A 20,252-nucleotide genomic window follows, 5' to 3' on the forward strand; every position below is an offset into this window, starting at 1 on the left:
GATCAGGGATGCCCAGGTCCGGCTCGACCGCGATACATCCACGAAAAAGTACCCCCAAAAGGTCAACGGGAACAAATCCTTCGGAAAATTAAAGGAAAACCTGATAGCCATCTTTTTCAAAAACAGGGAAAGGGAAATCCTCAGGGAGCTCACGGCCTATTTCCTCAAGGACACATTGCCCATTCGAAAGGGAAGATCGTTCCCAAGGCAGCTTAAGACCTCGAATAAAAAGTGCAAGCACAGGACCTACACAAACTACAAACCGGCATGATAAAACCCTTAACTTAATGACATTGCCCTACAGGGTTGAATGGCGTGATATCTTTTCGGTGGCAGGTGAGGACACCAGCCACGGCAAATGAGGCGCCACCCACGGCTAATTGGACTTCAGGAACGGCTAATGTGTTACCTTCCGGTGCATGGCTTAATACAAAATTCACAAAAGGGAAACATATTTTTTCCCTTTTTTCGTTTAATAATTTGAACTTTCGCAACAAATTGTATCTTTATAAAGTTCAGGTTTAATTATGAGAAGTGTTCCTTCCTTCTATTTGTGGTGTGCATTCGTGTTTGTTTTTTGTTTAACGGCTAAATCATCGTTGGCCCAATCCGTTGTTTCCGGAAAAGTACAATCTAAAGAAACAAAACAAGCAATCCCCGGAGCTACCATTACCGACCTCAACAGCAAAAAAGGTACCTCAGCAGATAAAAACGGAAGCTTTACCCTCAACCTGGACTCTAATGCCAAGCAAATCGAAATCCGTGCAATGGGCTATAAACCCATTGTCGTCCCGCTACCAATTAAACCTGGAAACAATGTTTTTGAATTGGTCGATGAATCAAACCGGATCGAAGCGGTATCGATAAGCCATAAAAAGAAATACAGCAACAAGAACAACCCTGCTGTCGAATTGATCGACCTCGTCATCCGAAACAAACATAAAAACAGGCTTTCAGGAAAAGATAGCCTCGAGTTTGACCAATATGATAAACTAAAATTTGGACTCCTAGATCCCAAAATATCCGGTAAACAAGGAATGCTAGGATTAAACTTCCTGTTCCGAAACATCGATAGCAGCAGCTATGACGGAAAGAAATTATTATCCCTCTATCTGGAAGAAACCAACGCCAAAGTGTTTGGCAAAAAGAACCCTTCAAAATTTAAAAGGATAATTACCGCTCAGAAAAAGACCGAGTTTGACAAACGATATATCAACAACCCCAATATACAGGAGTTTCTGAACTTTATGTTTCAACAGGTCGATGTATATGATGAAAGTATCTATATCCTGAACAAGCAGTTCCTAAGTCCTATCGCCGACAATGGGAAGGTATTCTATAAATATTATATCACCGACACCATCTTTAACGATGAAGGTTATTTCATACAGTTGCGTTTTGAACCACGCAATAAGACCGATCTGTTGTTTAAAGGTGTTCTCCAAGTGAGCATGGATGGTTCCTATGCCGTAAAACAAGCTAACCTAAAGATCCATAAAGAGTCCAACCTGAATTGGGTGAAAGAAGGGGAGATCAATTTCCATTACCTGAAGAATGACTCTGGAATTATGCTTATCGACAGTACCCGAACGTTCCTAACCTTTGGTGTTCGAAAAGGCGAGTCTATATTTGCTGATCGTGTTAGTGTAAATAATAATTATAAGCTGGGCGAAAAATTTCCTGCCGATGTTTTTGCTGGCCCACCTACGGAAATCTTGCCCCAAGCAGGGATAACAATTCCCGAACGGCCAATTGCCCTAAATCAAGCTGAACAAAATACATATAGAAACATTGAAACTCTAAATCAAAAGAAAAGCTTCAAAACCCTGATGGCAGTTGGTTACCTGCTTTCTCAAGGTTACTATAATCTGGGGATGTTTGAACTCGGGCCTCTGGAATATGTATATAGCCAAAACAATATTGAAGGCAACAGATTTAGAATCGGTGGCCGTACCACCCAGGCCTTGACGGATAAAGCATTTTTTGAAGGTTATATTGCATATGGTCAAGATGATGCAAGATTGAAATACTTTCTTCGGACAGCAGTATCCCTGAATGGTAAGTCGATAGTTACCTTTCCGGCACATTATATCGAAGGGTCTATTCAAAATGACATCATGGAGCCTGGACAACAGATAGGCTTTCTAAAAGGAGATAGTTTCTTCCGTTCTATACGAAGAAACCGTCCGACTAAATGGTTTGATACCCGCGCTTATCAATTGCAGCATGTCTTTGAATTTGGCAATCACTTTAGCATCAGCACTGGATTTACCCATAGAAACCAAAATACAGTAGGTGATCTTAGGCTAATCAACTCTGGCAACCCAGATCTGTTGCTGACCCATATACAGAGCAATGAAGCTCACATTGATTTTAGATGGGCACCATTCGAAAAATTCTACTACAGAAACTTGACCCGCAAAACTATTATTGAAAAACATCCGGTTTTCAATATTATGTATACCCATAGTTTGGATGGTTTTTGGAACACCACGTATAAGTACGATAAGCTGACGGCTTCTGCATCCAAGCGTTTTTTCCTGAATCAATTGGGGTTCGCTGACCTAAAGGTAACCGGTGGTAAGATATGGGGAACCCTACCTTACACCATGTTGGAACTTCCGAATGTTAAACAAAAGGAAGACCGCCATACCGTGGATTTCGATATGATGAACCCTATGGAATTTGTGGCCGACAAGTATTTAAAGGTTAAGTTTTACCACCAAATGCAAGGTTTCCTGTTCAACAAAATTCCGCTAATCAAGAAATTGAACCTTAGGGAAGTGTGGGGAGCACAGATGTTCTATGGTCAGTTAAGTGACAGAAATAACCCGTATATTAGTAATAATGTTGTTGAGTTTGATACCAATAAGGAGGGGCTGACATTGACTCACGTTCCAAACAGTGAACCTTATTGGGAAGGAATTGTTGGGATCGATAATATTCTGAATGTTTTAAAGGTAGAATATGTAAAGCGACTTTCCTTTAACGGCCTTCCAAATGTTAACAATGACCGATTTAGAGTTTCAATAAATATCAATTTCTAATATGAGTTACCAAAACATAAAACTTGAAATAAAAGATAAAACTGCATGGATTACCATTGATCGGGAGAGCAAGTTAAATGCCCTGAACAAGGATACCATCGGTGAGTTGAAATCTGCAGTTGAGGAAGCTGAAAATGATGGATCTGTACGGGGTTTGATTATTACCGGTTCGGGACAGAAAGCCTTTGTTGCGGGTGCGGATATACAGGAGTTTTTGGGAAAGAGCAAAGAGGAAGCTATGGCCCTTTCGGAATTTGGGCATGACCTGATGGACAGGATATCAAATCTTTCCAAGCCAGTTATTGCAGCGATCAATGGCTTCGCATTGGGCGGCGGATTGGAGCTCGCTCTGGCATGCCATCTTCGTGTCGCTTCCAACAGTGCCAAAATGGGCCTGCCAGAAGTGTCATTGGGACTGATTCCAGGATATGGAGGAACGCAAAGATTAACTGAACTCGTTGGAAAAGGTAAAGCCTTGGAAATGATCCTGACCGGCGATATGATCAATGCGCAGGATGCCCTGCAGTGGGGGTTGGTCAATAAGGTGGTCGAGTTGTATGAACTGGAAGAAACAGCTCAAAATATCCTCAACAAAATATATTCACGTTCGAAAACTGCTGTCGCAGCAGCCATAAAGACTGTAAATTCTGGTCTTGATAAAAACAAGGATGGCTTCAAGGAAGAAATAGATGCCTTTGGTGTTTGTTTTGGCTCCGATGATTTTAAAGAAGGCGTATCCGCATTTTTGGAAAAAAGAAAAGCTAATTTTTAGTTCTTCAAGCCGTGGCTGGTGTCCCCACCAGCCACTGAAAAGACATATCACACCATACCGCCCCAGCGGGGCGAAACTATAAATTGCTGGTTTATAAAACCACTAGCCCTCTTCGTAACAAAACGGTGCTTGTAAATCGCCTAGTCGTATTATCAAACATGTCACACCTATGGCGTTAAATTTTGGGGGATATGCATTTTCTATAGATATGGCATGCCGCTGGCATTTAAGAAACATATAACGCCTACGGCGTATAATGCCGCTGGCATTGTATTAATTGATGGTTGGTGGTGACACCAACCATGGCATGCGGTACCCACCATGACACTCGTGGAGACTCCAACCATGACACTCGTGGAGACTCCAACCATGACGGACTTGGGGTCGCCAACCATGGAGATGTGACTTCTACCAAAACTGTTTTGTGAATGAACATTATGGGTTGCGATATTCAGTATACATAAAAACCAGCCCATTTCGGGGCTGGTTTTCCTTATTATTGATAGGATTATTATAAATCTAAGAATCTACAATTAAATCATCATTTAATATCCCGCATTCTGAACCAAGTTTGGTTCAACTTTAAGGGTACTTTCATGGAAAGGCCATTTATATTGGTTGTTGGTAAACCTGCGGTCTTCGATTTTAAGTGATTGAAGTACATTGTTAATCTTGCGCGTATGGCCCATGGCAGGTTGGTTTAACACTTTGTCAGCAATCTTCCAACGAATGATATCGTCATACCTAATTCCTTCACCTGCAAACTCAATCCTTCTCTCATTTCTGATGAGGTCAATCCATTGCTGTTTAGATTTGGCTGTTAATTTAACATCTGCTTCGGTCATGTCCAAGCCAGCTCTTTTACGGATGTTGTTGATGCAGTCTTTAGCAAGTTCATCTGGCTCACCGGACATAATTTTCGCTTCAGCGTAAGTCAACAGAACTTCTGCGTATCTAATCAATGGAAAATTCATGTTCCCACCTGACCTGAAGGCATCGGCTTCGTCAACAAATTTCTTGAACCAATAGCCGGATTTGCTTCCTCTTAATTGTTGGTAGTACATTGGGCTGTTGGGATTATAGATGTCGATAACCTCACCTGCAAAATTGTCGCCATGTCCAAAAATACTTTGTGCATACCGGGGATCCCTATTTAATTTTGGATTCAACTCATACTCTTCTTTTGAATGCAACGGGCATTGGTCAATTGGTTTTCCTTGCAAAGTCCAGTAGCTATCCACTAAAGATTTGGTAGGAACTAGGTATGATTGACCTTTTCCGGTTCTGTAATGAGGCCCCAAATGTTCAAAAGAAGCCGTAGCTGAGTTGTCATGACTCTCCATGTCAAACTTGATGATAAACTCCTTGTTGGTTTTATCGGCTTTGTAACCAAACATATCCCCATATTTAGAGTGAAGCTCAAATTTGCCTGAATCCATGATTTCCTTAGCCAATTTAGCAGCTAGATCATATCTTTCGTAATATAGGGCGTATCGCATAATGATGGCTTTGAAAGAATATCTATTGAACATATAGGCGTTTGTCGTCCCTTCATTTTCTGGGAGTCTGGCAGCGATTTCCTCAGCCATAGGGAATAATTTGTCCAGGATCTCTTGTTTAGGAGTCGCAGGTTGTTTTGCGGTTTCCAAAGTTGCCGGCTCCAATACAAATGGAACATCACCCCAATGACCGACAATCCTGAAGTAATGCCAAACCCTTAATGCTTCCAATACACCTTTGTATTTTTGGCGGACTGCTTCATCCTCCACATAAGGGATGTCTACATTTGCAATAAATGTATTCAAACGACCAACGTGCTTGTTGAACAAAGTCCAATAATACTCCGCCGCTCTGGAATTACTATTATAGTTGCCATTGGCCATGATCCCATGGTGATCTGTTTCGATTCGGGCATAGCCATTGTCCGATCTACCATCCATCATATAGAATAAAAGTCTTCTTTCGGTTGGGTGTGTAAACACATCCCTATAGCTGCTGTAAACAACCCTCCTCAAATCTTCTTCCGTATTGAAAAATTCCTGGAAATTGGTAGCTGTTGGATCTCTTTTGTCAAGGAATTTTTCACAGCTGGTTGTTCCTAAGGATGTTATTAATGCTATTGCAAATATTGTCTTTTTCATTTTGGTAAAATAAGTGGTTAAAATATGGTTGCTCTGACTCCAAAACTGTAAGTTGCCATTCTTGGGTAAACTCCATTTCCTTGGTTTTCAGTTTTGGATTTGTCCAATCCTCGTTCGGGTTCAAGCCCTTCCCATTTAGTAAATGTAAAGGCATCCTGTGCATTCACATATAACCTGATATTCTTTATGCTCTTTCCTATACCAGGAAATGTATAGCCCAATTGGATCATTTTGATTCTGAAATAAGAAGCATCTCCCAGCCATACGTCACTCAAATAAGCATTAGAACTGTTTCCGCTCCAAATCCTTGGGAAACGGGCGTTCGGATTAGATTCCGTCCAGCGGTTGTCTGCATATTCCTGTCGTGGTGTACCCAAGGAGTTGCTGTCACCGTCTACGAATACAGGATACCCTTCCATACCTACCAATCTTCCATTTCTTTTCCCTACACCTTGTCCCATGACGGAGAAATCCCAGTTTTTGTAATTCAGGCCTAAGTTGATAGAGTAATTCATGTGAGGAAAGGGGTCGCCCAAATAAGTACGGTCCTGATCGTTGATGATGCCATCACCATTTTGGTCAATATATTTGATATCACCTGGAAGGGTGTTAGGTAATTTAGCGGCAGTATTCTCCACTTCATCAGCATTCTGGAAGTAACCGTTGCTTTCAAATCCATAATAGTTGTCTATAGAAGTTCCATTGTACCAAATTTTGTCACTATCTCCTTTGAATATTAGTGTATCAGAATTGCTATAACCAGCTTTCAATACCTTATTGACATTATCAAATAACATGGCGCTCACGTTGTAGGAAACCTTTCCAATTTTATCTGACCATTTTGCTGAAAGCTCCCAACCTTTATTTTGAACTTCACCGATATTCACGGCAGATTCTAATGAATTTGATCCAGTCAATGGAGGCACCGGGAAGTTGTCATAGATTAAGTCGTAGGAGAATTTATCGTAAACCTCAGCAGTGAATGACAACCTATTGTTCAGGGCAGTCAAATCCATACCGATGTTCCACTGTTTTTGTTTCTCCCATGAAAAGTTAGGGTTAGGGACACGGATGGTCCAACCCCAGTTGTTCACAATTTCTTGCCATAGGTAAGGAGCGACATTTTCATTGCCGATCAAACCGTATGAGGCACGGAATTTCAAACTGTTAATTGCTCCGCTTTCATGGAGGGAATTGAAAAATGACTCATTGTGAATATTCCATGCAATTGCCGCTGAGGGGAAGAAGCCCCATTTATTTCCCGGAGCAAATTTGCTGCTACCATCAGACCTTCCGGTTAACTCCAAAATATATCTGTTGTCAAATGAATAGTTCAATTTACCAAAGAATGAAGCTTTATTTTCCTCTCTATAGTCCGTATAGGTAAAACTCATCATTTCAGTGCCCAAGGTCAGGTAAATTTTATCTTTGTCTCCACGCAGATCTTTGGTATAATTTGCCATTGCACGAGCGGTCAATTGAGATGAGCTGACTCCCTGTTCAGCCGTTACAGAATTGTTCCAGATAGTTACTGGCGCGCCATCACCATCAAAAAATTTAAAAGTTCTTCTCTCGGCTTTATTAGCAGATTTATTGATCATGTAAGACACATTACCTTCAATATTCAAATTTTTGTTGATGTTGTATCGCGGTCTTAGATTGATTGTGCTGCGATCGTATAAATAATTTTTTATACCCCCTTTAGCAATAGATGCCAATGGGTTCATGTTATTGTGTAAGATGTAATGGTCAGGTAGATCTGAACCTTCATAGAATATTTGTTGAGTAGGATTCATTCTCCAGGCTATCTGATAAAGTCCGTGACCATTGTCATTGGCCATAAGGCGGTCTACCTGAAGTCTATGTGCGTAGAAATCAGCCAATAGCACAAATTTGTCAGCAATATTGATGTTTGTATTGAAACGAGCGGAGAATTTTTCTGTTCCTTCTATATCATTCAAACCCTTTTCTCCGATATGGCCCAACATCAGGTTGAATGTACCAACGCCCCCGCCTCCGGAGATACTTGCAGTCGTATTGTTCGCAAAAGGGTTTCGTGTCATTATTTCATCCAACCAATTAACACTTTTTGTCTCACCGCTTTCTGCCCTTCGGATATCTTCATCAGAAAAAAGGAGCGTTTGATTTTGATGGGCTCGCGTTTCGTTGTTAAGTTTCATGTATTGAGCTGCATCGACCCAGTTAGGGAGGTCAATAGGTCTGCTAAAAGCGCCCCAGGTATTTAGGTCTACCTTGAATTGGCCAGTGTAACCACGATTTGTTTCCACTATAATTACTCCATTTGCACCCCGAGATCCATACATGGATGTTGAAGCCGCGTCTTTTAAGACTGTCACACTTTTGATTTGATTTGGGTCCAGGTCTGTAATGGGCTGCTCCATTCCGTCAACAATAACCAGTGCGTCTGCATTTTGGAGGGTACTGATACCACGGATAGAAATGGTGCCCGGTACTGCACCTGGCATATTTGATCCTTGGAGCATCGTGACTCCCGGGATTGTGCCAGAAAAAGCTTCCTGCATCTTAAAAATCGGCCTTGTTTTCGTCTGTTCCATATCAAGAGTCGCTACAGAAGACGCCACGTGTTGCTTTTCAACCTGGGAATAACCTACTACAACGATTTCATCAATATTTTCGTTGTCATTTTCTAAGATGATGTTAATGAAATTTTTTTCTTTGGTAGCCGCTTCCTGAGTTATAAATCCAATGCTCGAGAATATCAAAATCCCATCTTGTGGAATATTGATTTGAAATTCACCCCCTGAGTTGGTTTGAGAACCAATGTTTGTTCCCTTAAGAAGTACCGAAACATTAGATAATGGTACGTTGTCTGCAGTCCGCACTTTACCGCTTACCGTTCGTTGCTGGCTAATTGCTGTGAAAGAACAGCACATGCAAATGAGCAATACAAAGATTGACCTCGCTGTGTTTTTCGAAGTTAAATTCATGGATAATTAGGGTGTTATGGATTATAAAATATTATAAAATTGAATTGATAAGTATAGGTTTTTCATAAGTTCTTCAGTAGTGTTGGCACAAAGGTTAACTTTTAAAGTTAAGTAATGGTTATATAATGGTTACTAAGTTATTAAATTATATATAATTGTCTTTCTTTTGGTTAAAAAATGATATGTAAAATTTATGTTAATATTTAATTTTGTGTTTTTTTAGGGATTATAGTTAAATATTTGAATGTTATAACGTGTGTTAATACCGTTTCGCTACATATAATTGCTTGTTTTTATTAAAAACACTTTGTAACAAGAATTTTAAGGTTAATATTTTCCTACTAGAATTTATTTAGTCGTCTGTCAAAAAAAAGAAAGAAAAAAAAAGGAAGGTTAAAATTAGCTTATTGAAGTCGAAGCTCGCGCTGGGCTTGCCCTTCGGCTCCTGGTTTCGACTCCGCTCAACCAACACAGGGTCCGCCACTTCAAGCCGTGGCGGGTGTCCCCACCTGCCACTAAAAATATCCCTACGCCACTCAACCCTGTAGGGGTGCAACTATTATAGGCATTTTCTCCATGTGCGTTGGACTAGTGTGACAACCCACCTTAAATGAGCAAGCGTTTTGGTTACTTTTGCGCTTCAAAAGTAACGTCATCCTGCCATGAAATGGCATTATTTATTGGTATTAATAAGGCTAAGTCTGGCCAGCGAAGGCTTTAACACAAGTCATGCCTACGCACATGGCCAGCGCGCAAGACTTGCGCTAGCAGTGCTGAAGATGGTTAGTGGAGACACCAACCATGACGTTCTTGCCGTCACCAACCTTGGCGACTTTTTTTCTGATTTTCTAAACCAAATTTCTCAAAAGTTGTTATCTAATTTTAAAATCAATTATGAGCAACAACGATGTTTTTTCACAGAAAGAGCGTAATATTATTATCCTGATTATAATTGTAGTTTTAGGGGGGGTAATTTTATATGCTACTTCAGGAATTTTTGGGGCATTCCTGGGGACCATGGTAATGTATACTTTATTCAGGAATCTGAATATCTTTTTGATCGAGAAATGGAATTGGCCAAAACCGGTCTCTGCAGTGGTTATTATTGTTCTTTCGATATTCATTATTGTACTTCCATTCTTTGGGATTGGGAAGATGCTTTTTAGCAAAGCCATCGAACTCCAGCAGAATCCGCAATGGATCAGCAAGATCATGGATGCCATCAACCATTTTGTCGGCGATAAATTGGGTCAGCCGGATCTTATCGAGAAACAGTTGGAAGCGAGTTCTTCCTATTTCGGAGGTCTCTTGACTTCTGCACTCAGCGGTGCTGCCAATGTGTTTCTGGAGGTAGCCGTTATGTATTTCTTGCTTTATTTCCTTTTCGTCAACTACCGAGGGTTTGAAGGAAGCCTGATTCACTATCTTCCATTCGATGATGAAAACGCCGTTGCATTTGGCGAGGAACTAAAAAATATAACCTATTCCAATATAATTGGCCAGACCGTAATCGCCATTATTCAAGGTGCATTTTTGGCTGTCGGGTTTTGGATCTTTGGAGCCAAGGATCCGCTCTTTTGGGGGGTCATTTGTGCTATTTTGTCCTTTATACCATTATTGGGTCCGCCATTGATATTTGTTCCGGCGGCGGTGATCCTGTTGGCAGATGGGATGACCTGGCAGGGTGTTGGTCTTTTGGTTTGGGGATTTGGGTTGGTGATCAATATCGACAACGTTCTGCGTTTGGTGATCGCCAAAAAGTTGGGGGATATACATCCCATTATTACGGTTGTTGGGGTTATCATTGGTATTCCATTATTTGGCTTGATCGGCTTAGTGTACGGACCTCTTCTGCTGGCGTATTTCTTGATTGCGGTCAGGATCTATAAGTCTAATAAGCGACTTTCGCTAAAACAGGACGGTTGTTAAAGCATGGCCTTGCACGGTCAAACACGCAAGACTTGAATTAGCTTAGCCATTAGATGGTTGGTGAGGACACCAACCATGGCGGTCGTTTTGGCGTATTATCAAACATGTCACGCCTATGGCGTTAATTATTGTTTGCTATGCATTTTCTATAGATATGGCATGCCGCTGGCATTTAAAAAACATATAACGCCTACGGCGTATAATGCCGCTGGCATTGAATTAATTGATGGCTGTTGGGGACACTAACTATGGCGATGATGTGGCCACCAATCATGGTGTCGGTTGAGCCAACATGGGTGTCTCAACCCACCACATATCCCAACATATACTCATTAAACCTCTCATAAAACACATTAAACTTCCTAACCTCATTATTCTTGTTGAGGTTAACGGTCATTACGCCTTGAGGCGTATACCTGAAAGGTTCAATCGTCATGTCTTGATAAAAAGATACCCCCTTATTGCCCTGGAGCTTATAGACAGCTTCCTTAGCGCACCAACAGGCATACAGCTGATCTACAAACTGGTCCTCTTCGATAAAACCTATTTCCTCAGGCTTCAAAAACTTATCTTTAATTCGTACCACCTTCTCCTTGACAATCTCCAGGTCAATGCCACAAACCCCAGCCGAACTCAACATCACACCTGCATAATCATAAGAATGCGTCAATGAAATTTCATAAGGAAAATCAGGAAGATATGGCTTGCCGTTTGAATCTGAAGGGCAGCTGATAAATTCAGGTGTCTGCAGCAAGTATCGTAGTAGTACTCTTGTTGCAAGCCAATGCAACGTTCTTTTCCCTTTTGCCAAACTGCTGAGTTTCGCAAGTTCTGCTTCATCAAGCTGCAACATAGAAATCAATTCGTCCTCCGACTCTTCAATTTTCCATAATGCAATACGACTGTGAGCGTCTAATTCTTTGAGATAGGCTAGTGACATAGACAAAGGTAGGGATTAGATTTGGGATGTGGGATATGAGATTTGAGATGAATAGGTTTAGACATAAGACATAAGACACAAGACATAAGACATGGTAGGGTGAAATGGATTTGGGACATGAGATATGAGATGTGAGATAGAAAGGGTGAAATGGAGGTGGTATTTGGTGAAAAATGAGATGTTTAATTCCAGGTTGTCTATCCATTAATTTTATGTATTTTTGAATCCTGCTAACTCGCAGATGTTTAGCTCCAGAATATGATATTATCAGACAAGAGAATTTTAGAGGAAATCGACAAAGGGATGATCGTTATTGAACCTTTCGACAGGAAATGCTTAGGTACAAATTCCTACGATGTACATTTAGGTAAATACTTGGCCACTTATAAAGATGAGGTGCTAGATGCCAAGAAGCACAATGAAATCCAACATTTTGAAATACCTGCCGAAGGTTATATCCTTCAGCCCGGAACGCTTTACCTAGGGGTTACCCTGGAATATACAGAGAGCCATGGTCATGTTCCTTTCTTGGAAGGAAAGTCAAGCACCGGCCGCTTAGGGATCGATATCCACGCCACAGCAGGAAAAGGTGATGTCGGTTTCTGCAATACCTGGACACTAGAAATCTCCGTAGCGCAACCAGTTCGTGTATACGCAGGTATGCCAATTGGTCAATTGATCTACTTCGTAGTTGAAGGTGATATCGAAACCATGTACAACAGCAAAGGAAACGCAAAATATAATAACAAAACAATCCGCCCCGTAGAAAGTATGATGTGGAAAAATGCGTTTTAGACAATAGACAATAGACATAAGAAACGATATAGTTTATCGGTTTTTTTTATTCTTAATTATGGTAAAAAACCTTCCAAGTATTAAGACGTTTGGTAAGCCATACCGAGTCTATTGTCTTATGTCTATCCCTTAGCCCCCAAACTCCATCAAGTAAGTTTTCAGGAATTCATCGAGGTCACCGTCGAGGACGGCTTGTGTATTTGATGTTTCCGTGTTTGTGCGGAGGTCTTTGATTAGTTTATAAGGGTGTAGGACGTAGTTTCTGATTTGGGATCCCCACTCAATTTTCTTTTTGGAACCTTCGATGGCTGCGGTTGCTTCTTGGCGCTTGCGCATTTCGATTTCGTAAAGTTGAGATTTCAGTAAACGCAAGGCATTCTCTTTGTTCTGCAGCTGTGACCTAGACTCCTGGTTCTTGATGATAATACCGGTAGGTTTATGGTGCAACCTAACCGCCGTTTCAACTTTATTCACGTTCTGTCCACCAGCACCACCTGAACGGAAAGTATCCCACTCAATTTCAGAATCTTTAACTTCAATCTCGATATTGTCGTCCACTAATGGGTAAACATAAACGGATGCAAAGGAAGTATGTCTTTTAGCATTGGAGTCGAACGGTGAGATCCTAACCAAACGATGTACACCATTTTCACCTTTTAGGTAACCGTAAGAGAAGTTTCCGGAAAATTGCAGGGTTACGGTTTTGATTCCAGCTACATCTCCTTCCTGATAATCTTGCTCTGTAACTTTACAGCCGTGTTTTTCACCCCACATAATATACATACGCATCAACATGGCCGCCCAATCACAGGACTCCGTTCCTCCAGCACCTGCGGTAATCTGTAGGATCGCATCCAGTTGGTCTTCCTCCGCGCTGAGCATATTCTTGAATTCCAACTCTTCAATTTCTGCAAGAGCGGTTTGATATTGTTCTTCGAGCTCCTTTTCGCTGGCATCACCTGCTTGATAGAATTCGTAAATAATGCCAGTGTCTTCAACAGAAGCGTCCACCTCATCAAACTGATCGGTCCATACCTTATGGTTCTTGATGGAATGTAATACCTTTTCTGCAGCTTTGGGGTCATCCCAAAAATCTGGCTGTAGAGTAATCTGGGTTTCGCGCTTTATTTCTTCTTTTTTGACATCAATGTCAAAGATGCCTCCTCAGGGATGTTACTCTATCCCTCAAGTCCTGAATTTGTTCTTTGGTCATAAGAACAAAGATAACATAAAATTGAGGATTGATTAGGCTGTAATCCTTATATTTGAGCAAAAGCAATAATTTATGTTACCAAAAATTGATTTTACAACAACCCAAGCCTTCAAATATTTAGCCGATCATTTCATTACCATAAATGAATCTACCATCAAGGAGCTTTTTGCTGCTGATCCGGAGAGGTTCGGTAAATTTTCAGTCTATCTAGGCGATATCCTCTTGGATTACTCCAAGAACAGGATCAACGAAGAAACAATGGCTTTATTGATTCAGCTTGCACGTGAGTGCCAGTTGAAAGATGCCATTGAGGCCATGTTCAATGGCGAAAAAATTAATGAAACCGAAGGCCGTGCAGTACTGCATACCGCCCTGAGGAATCAGTCGGGTAATCCGGTGTTGACGGATGGTAAAGATGTTATGCCAGAGATTAATGCGGTATTGGAAAGAATGAAAGACTTTTCTGATCGTATTATCTCCGGAGCATGGAAAGGATATACTGGAAAAGAGATCACCGATGTTGTGAATATCGGTATTGGTGGTTCTGATTTAGGGCCAGTGATGGTCACCGAAGCATTAAAGTCCTATAAAACGCGACTGAACATGCATTTTGTTTCCAATGTAGACGCAACACAAATTGCAGAGACGCTGAAGGATTTAGATCCTGAAACCACGCTGTTCCTGATAGCTTCCAAAACATTTACCACCCAAGAGACGATGGCCAATGCCAATTCAGCAAAGGAATGGTTCTTGAAGGCCGGTGCAAAAGAGGCAGATGTTGCGAAACACTTTGCTGCATTGAGTACCAATGAGTCTGGAGTGTCAGCATTTGGAATCGATACCAAGAATATGTTTGAGTTTTGGGATTGGGTAGGGGGAAGATATTCATTATGGTCTGCAATCGGTCTGTCGATCTGCCTAGCAGTAGGTTTTGATAACTTCAAGCAGTTGTTGACAGGTGCTTATGAAGCTGATGAGCATTTCAGAAATACGGAGTTTGAAGAAAATATCCCTGTTATCCTAGCACTTTTAGGTATTTGGTACAATAACTTCTTTGAAGCTGAAAGCAACGCCATATTGCCTTATGATCAATATTTACATCGTTTTGCTGCATATTTCCAACAAGGAGATATGGAGAGCAATGGAAAGTATATTGATCGAAACGGCAAGCGTGTGGACTATGAAACCGGACCTATTATCTGGGGCGAACCGGGAACAAATGGTCAGCATGCCTTTTATCAATTGATACATCAAGGTACGAAATTAATCCCTTGTGATTTTATTGCTCCGGCAATTTCCCATAATCCATTAGGTAAGCATCACCAGATGTTGCTTTCGAACTTCTTTGCACAGACAGAAGCGTTAATGAATGGGAAATCTGAGGAAGAGGTGGTTGCGGAACTTAAAAAAGCAGGAAAGTCAGAATCAGAGATCAAGGAGCTTGCACCATTTAAAGTTTTTGAAGGAAATAGACCGACAAATTCATTTTTGATTAAAGAAATTACTCCAAAGACATTAGGTTCCCTGATTGCTATCTATGAGCACAAGATCTTTGTTCAAGGAATTATATGGAATATCTTCAGCTTCGACCAATGGGGTGTTGAGTTAGGAAAGCAACTGGCAAACAAGATATTGCCGGAGTTAGAGAATAATGCGCCGGTCGTATCTCATGATTCATCAACAAATGGCTTGATCAACCAGTATAAAGATTGGAGATAAACGCAAGTCAGGCCTGCACGCAAATCCAACGCGAAAGACTTGCGATAGCTGTGCAGGAATCGAGTAACGAAGCCGTGGTCGGTGAGGACACCGACCACGGCTTTGTCGTTTTCAAGCGTTTGGTTTCAATCAGCAATTGATAGTTACACCCCTACAGGGTTGTGTAGCAAAACGTAATCAATTCTATAATAGTTGCACCCCTACAGGGTTGCATGGCATGATATGATTTCAGTGGCAGGTTCCCCACCTGCCACTGAAATCATATTTGTGAAGTGTCTGTTCTTCGCCAGGGATGGTGTCTCACCAACCATCACATCCTACGGCAGTGATCTATGTATTGGTTTTTGGGCGATGACATTACCCGTCAAGGCTATTTCTCTTTTTATAATTCCCAAAAATTGCCGACCTTAGGGTAATACCTAATATTTAACCCAAAAAATACACATGAAATTCAATAATCTAATTATTACTTATTTCGGTAGAATGGCAATTTTAGTGCTTGCATGCGGTTTTAGCACTGATTTGCAGGCACAGCGTTTTCCCGGGCGGGCAGCCCAAAAGTTGGATCCCATCGTTGAACAGATCGTAAAGGAAGCAAAGGACAATTCTGAATTGGAGCAACTTGCTTTTGAGCTGTTGGATGTTGTTGGTCCGCGATTGGTGGGTACACCGCAGATGACAAAAGCAAACGAGTGGGCACTGCAGACTTTTGAGAAATGGGGGATTCCAGCCAAGAATCAGCAGTTCGGTGAGTGGCACGGTTGGGAACGCGGGATTTCGCATATCGATTTGACCTACCCACGCCAGAAGTCATTGGCTGGGACGCAATTGGCATGGAGCCCTACTACCAATGGGAAAGCTATTGAAGCCGAGGTCATACCATTGGCTGACTTTAAGGATTCGCTGGCATTCAGAGCATGGTTGCCACAGGTAAAAGGCAAGTACGTCATGATTTCAATGCCACAACCAACGGGTCGCCCAGATGCCAACTGGAAGGAATATGGTACGCCTGAGTCCATCGAAAAGATGAACAAAAACAGAGATTCCCTCTCTGCTGCCTGGAACAATAGGATTAAAGCAACCGGATTAGCACCATATTCAATTCCTACCGTATTGGAGGATGCAGGAGCGGTGGGCATCTTGAGCAGCTACTGGTCAGGGGAGTTCGGTGCCAACAAGATATTTGGAGCAAGATCGCATAAAGCGCCTTCATTGGATATATCCCTGGAAGACTACGGTATTCTTTATCGGTTGGCAGAAAAAGGATATAAGCCGAAGATCAAGGTGGAGACTTCATCGAAGCACTTGGGCAATGTTCCTTCTTTCAATACGATTGCGGAAATCAAAGGGACGGAGTTTCCGGATGAATATGTTATCCTGTCTGCCCATTTGGATTCCTGGGAAGGGGGTTCAGGTGCTACTGACAACGGTACAGGTACCATTGCCATGATGGAAGTAGCGCGGGTACTCAAGAAAGTATTACCTAATCCTAAGCGCAGTATAATTATTGGTCTTTGGGGCAGTGAGGAGCAAGGCCTGAATGGATCTCGGGCGTTTGTGCTTGACAACCCGGAAATTGTCGAAAAAACGCAAGCGGTTTTCAATTTGGATAATGGAACAGGTAGGGTTGCCAATATCAACGGATCGGGCTTTGTGCATTCCTATGATTTTATGGGAAGATGGTTGGCGGCCGTTCCGAATGAAATTACAAAAGATATAAAAACAGATTTTCCGGGTTCTCCGGGTGGTGGAGGTTCGGACCATGCCTCATTTGTTGCGGCGGGTGTTCCGGGGTTTATGCTGAGTTCCCTGTCATGGGGATATTTCAGCAATACCTGGCATACCAACTTGGACACCTATGATAAGTTAGTATTTGATGACTTATTGTCGAACGTTATTTTGACAGCGGTACTGACGTACAAAGCTACTGAAGAACCGAAGTTGGTGGATCGCGAGAAAAGAGTGCTTCCAGCAGACAGGAATGGTCAACCGGCGACCTGGCCAGCAATACGCCAACCTAGAAGATCAGGGGTTGGTTATTAATGTGATTTGGAGCAAGACATTGGTGTGTCTTCTTTGCTATATTGCCTGCTATAATAGTGTCATCCCGATGGGATTGTGCTATTACAAATACAAAATAGTTTCCAGAGCTAAAGCTCTGGAATGACAGATTCTTTTTTTAAAAAAGGGGCGATTTTTGGGGGAATGACTTGCGGCGCGCCGCAAGTCATTCCCCCAAAAATCGCCCCCTCTTCCTCTCGACATTCGTGTCATTCCTTAGCTTTTGCTAAGGAAACTGTTTTTTTGAAATAGACATAAGACATTTAGTATTTCAAGGTGATGATCAGTGTAGATGGTAACTACAGTGTTGTATGGGGTTAAATCACATAGTCATGTTTTCAGCCCGTGCTAAAGCATAATAAAAGAAAAAGGTCTGAAGCGTAAGCTTCAGACCTTTTTGCATATTAATAAACTATACAGTATCTAATGTCTTATGTCTTATGTCTATTGTCTACTGTCTATTATTACCTATTTCTTGTTCAACCTAATAAAATCCGTCAATACATTTGCGCTTTCTTCAAGTACAAAGTCGTAGTCGATTTTTGGTTGTGGTTGACCTTCTTTCCAGAGAGGTTCACCTTGGAACGCCAACTGTTTGTTAATGCGTTCGCGTTGTTTAATTCTGCTTTTTTCTCGTTCTGCTTTTAATTTTGCTTCGTTAAGGGAGATTGCAGGCATTGTTTCATTTTTGTTGAATTCTGCGATGTCCTCCAATAGGAAGGTGTAAGCAGGAGATTTCTCCAAACGTTTTTTGTGTATTTCTTCAAGCTGTGTGCTGATAGGCTTAAGGTCACCGATCTTAGCAAATTTTGTAGGCTTGATTTGATCCCAAGGCAATGCAGAAGGTTCTGAGCTTTCGCCGAATTTTTCTGCTGAGTATTGAGTTGGGAATGTCACATCCGGAGTAACCCCTTTATGTTGAGTACTGCTACCAGTAACGCGGTAGAATTTACCCATTGTAATATTGATCTGTCCGAATTCTGGAGCACCGTTTGGAGTGTCAGGATCTGACTCACCTGCTGCTTTGATCAACAATTTGTTGGTTGCACTGATAAAGCGTGACATATCAACGGCGTTCTGTACTGTTCCTTTACCATAACTTGTAGAACCCAATATAATTCCACGGCCATAGTCTTGGATTGCACCAGCGAAAATTTCAGATGCGGAGGCAGAGAACCTATTGATGATAACACCAAATGGTCCTTCCCATACCAATCCAACCTCTTGGTCGCTGTCTACCTGAACACGGTTTCTAGTATCTCTTACTTGTACTACAGGACCTTGATCTACAAATAGACCTGTCAATTCGATCGCCTCTTGAAGAGAACCACCGCCATTGTTTCTTAAGTCCATTAATACAGCGTCAACTCCGTCTTGTTTCAAGCTGTCCAACAATAACCTCACGTCTCTTGTGGTACTCTTATAATCTTTGTCACCACGGCGTACAGCTTCAAAGTCAATGTAGAACTTAGGAAGGTTGATAATACCGATTTTGTATTCTTTGCCATCTTCACCTTTTATCACCTTAGTTTCTCTTTTTGCAGACTCCTCGGCCAAGATTATTTTCTCACGTGTAAGTTTAACGATTTTTGGAGCAGCAGATAGCTCAGCACCTGCAGGAAGGATTTTTAATCTTACGACTGTTCCTTTCTTGCCTTTAATTTTAGCTACTGCAGCGTCCAGTCTCCATCCAATAATATCTTCGAATTCACCGTTATCACCTTGGGCAACCCCTACGATGCGGTCGTTGATATGTAATGTTTTGTCCTTGAATGCCGGGCCACCAGCGATAATCTGTTTGATGGTCACCATTTCATTTTCCATCTGTAGTTGGGCTCCGATACCTTCTAAGGTATTGGACATGCTTTCATTGAAAGCCTGCGCAAATGATGGGTTGTAATAAGTTGTATGTGGATCTACAGCATCTGTCAAAGATGTCATGATCATTTGAAAGGCATCGTTGGCATTGGTTTTCTTAGCTTGAGAAATCAAGTTGTTGTACCTGCTGCGCAATGTCTCTTTATTTTTTTCGATATCAACCTTTGCTGAATCACCCGCAGTAAGGCGAAGGTTCAACAAATCGTATTTTACACGTTTTCTCCATTGATCTTTTAATTCAGCATCTGATTTGAACCAATTTTCTTTTTCACGGAAGCTGGTGTATGTTTCGTCTTTGTTAAAGTCATGGGGAGCATCGATTTGTTCCAGGGCATAGTTCATGGCCTGCAAATATCTGTTCGTATATTTATTGAATATATAGAATGCACTTGACAGGTCACCTTCCCTGAAATCTTGGCTCAATGTGTTTTTAAACTGTTGGAAATCGTCTATGTCGGATTGCAACATGTAGTTTTTGCCTTGGTCGATACCTTCAAGAAGATTGTTGAAAACAATATTCGAGAGTGAATCTCCCATTGGTACTTTTTTATAACTGAAGTTCTCCAATAAATTGGCAACTTCTTTTGCGATTATTTCGTGTTGCGTCGTTGGTTTAAGCTCCAAACCATCTTGATCCAGGTTTACGCGTGGTTTAGCTCCACAGGCAACAACTGAGATCAACGCAAGACAGAAAATGAGATGTTTAAACATATAAGTATAATTCTTGAAATTGTTCATTAAGTTTTATTATCAGTATACCCCCAGCATTATTTAGATCTGGGAAATTT

Annotated in this window: 14 protein-coding genes; 9 read left to right on the forward strand and 5 right to left on the reverse strand. The window is 41.5% G+C overall.

Translation table 11 applies throughout. The annotated features are described in order from the left end of the window. The 4 genes from CRT24_RS20825 to CRT24_RS21195 form a co-directional block, all read left to right on the forward strand. A partial coding sequence (locus CRT24_RS20825; RefSeq protein WP_218962583.1) for a hypothetical protein occupies window positions 1-271 on the forward strand: 271 nt, incomplete at its 5' end. 256 nt (window positions 272-527) lie between these two features. Then, window positions 528-3,047 (forward strand): DUF5686 and carboxypeptidase-like regulatory domain-containing protein, encoded by a 2,520-nt coding sequence (locus CRT24_RS05485; RefSeq protein WP_099370247.1) that lies wholly within the window; start codon window positions 528-530, stop codon window positions 3,045-3,047. Between the two features lies 1 nt (window position 3,048). Beyond that, window positions 3,049-3,819, forward strand: a complete 771-nt coding sequence (locus CRT24_RS05490; protein WP_099370248.1) for an enoyl-CoA hydratase/isomerase family protein — start codon at window positions 3,049-3,051, stop codon at window positions 3,817-3,819. Window positions 3,820-4,121: 302 nt separating this feature from the next. Further along, window positions 4,122-4,247: a hypothetical protein gene (locus CRT24_RS21195; protein WP_257213973.1), complete on the forward strand. Its 126-nt coding sequence runs from the start codon at window positions 4,122-4,124 to the stop codon at window positions 4,245-4,247. A gap of 117 nt (window positions 4,248-4,364) precedes the next feature. Here CRT24_RS21195 and CRT24_RS05495 read toward each other — a convergent pair whose 3' ends face one another. Together CRT24_RS05495 and CRT24_RS05500 are read right to left on the reverse strand one after the other, a co-directional pair. Then, a complete protein-coding gene (locus CRT24_RS05495; protein WP_099370249.1) occupies window positions 4,365-5,960 on the reverse strand; it encodes a RagB/SusD family nutrient uptake outer membrane protein in 1,596 nt (531 codons plus the stop codon). A 17-nt stretch (window positions 5,961-5,977) separates the two neighbouring features. After that, the gene (locus tag CRT24_RS05500; protein WP_257213974.1) at window positions 5,978-8,875 is read right to left on the reverse strand and encodes a SusC/RagA family TonB-linked outer membrane protein; all 2,898 of its coding nucleotides are present in this window, start codon (window positions 8,873-8,875) and stop codon (window positions 5,978-5,980) included. 716 nt (window positions 8,876-9,591) lie between these two features. Between CRT24_RS05500 and CRT24_RS05505 the strand changes: the two genes are divergently transcribed. Continuing rightward, a complete protein-coding gene (locus CRT24_RS05505) occupies window positions 9,592-9,861 on the forward strand; it encodes a hypothetical protein (RefSeq protein WP_099370251.1) in 270 nt (89 codons plus the stop codon). Continuing rightward, window positions 9,824-10,858 carry an AI-2E family transporter gene (locus CRT24_RS05510; protein ID WP_099370252.1) on the forward strand — a complete coding sequence of 345 codons (1,035 nt, stop codon included), beginning with the start codon at window positions 9,824-9,826 and terminating at the stop codon, window positions 10,856-10,858. The genes CRT24_RS05505 and CRT24_RS05510 overlap by 38 nt, the downstream gene beginning before the upstream one ends. Window positions 10,859-11,159: 301 nt before the next feature. Here the strand turns inward: CRT24_RS05510 and CRT24_RS05515 are convergent, their stop codons facing one another. Continuing rightward, window positions 11,160-11,798, reverse strand: a complete 639-nt coding sequence (locus tag CRT24_RS05515; protein ID WP_099370253.1) for a 4'-phosphopantetheinyl transferase superfamily protein — start codon at window positions 11,796-11,798, stop codon at window positions 11,160-11,162. 258 nt (window positions 11,799-12,056) lie between these two features. Between CRT24_RS05515 and dcd the strand changes: the two genes are divergently transcribed. Next, window positions 12,057-12,593 (forward strand): dCTP deaminase, encoded by a 537-nt coding sequence (gene dcd / locus CRT24_RS05520; protein ID WP_099370254.1) that lies wholly within the window; start codon window positions 12,057-12,059, stop codon window positions 12,591-12,593. Window positions 12,594-12,722: 129 nt separating this feature from the next. Here dcd and prfB read toward each other — a convergent pair. After that, a protein-coding gene (prfB, locus tag CRT24_RS05525; RefSeq protein WP_144034510.1) for a peptide chain release factor 2 occupies window positions 12,723-13,806 on the reverse strand; the annotation gives its coding sequence in 2 pieces (ribosomal slippage) (window positions 12,723-13,745 and window positions 13,747-13,806; 1,083 coding nt in all). Window positions 13,807-13,878: 72 nt separating this feature from the next. Between prfB and pgi the strand changes: the two genes are divergently transcribed. Together pgi and CRT24_RS05535 are read left to right on the forward strand one after the other, a co-directional pair. Beyond that, window positions 13,879-15,525, forward strand: coding sequence for a glucose-6-phosphate isomerase (gene pgi / locus CRT24_RS05530; RefSeq protein WP_099370256.1), 1,647 nt, complete (start codon window positions 13,879-13,881; stop codon window positions 15,523-15,525). 444 nt (window positions 15,526-15,969) lie between these two features. Then, complete coding sequence (locus CRT24_RS05535; protein ID WP_218962584.1) at window positions 15,970-17,568, forward strand: M20/M25/M40 family metallo-hydrolase; 1,599 nt, start codon at window positions 15,970-15,972, stop codon at window positions 17,566-17,568. Between the two features lie 486 nt (window positions 17,569-18,054). Here CRT24_RS05535 and CRT24_RS05540 read toward each other — a convergent pair whose 3' ends face one another. Beyond that, window positions 18,055-20,202: a carboxy terminal-processing peptidase gene (locus CRT24_RS05540; RefSeq protein ID WP_257213975.1), complete on the reverse strand. Its 2,148-nt coding sequence runs from the start codon at window positions 20,200-20,202 to the stop codon at window positions 18,055-18,057. Window positions 20,203-20,252: the final 50 nt, after the last annotated feature.

This window comes from Sphingobacterium sp. 1.A.5 (assembly GCF_002734235.1).
GTDB classification, from domain to species: Bacteria; Bacteroidota; Bacteroidia; order Sphingobacteriales; family Sphingobacteriaceae; genus Sphingobacterium; species Sphingobacterium daejeonense.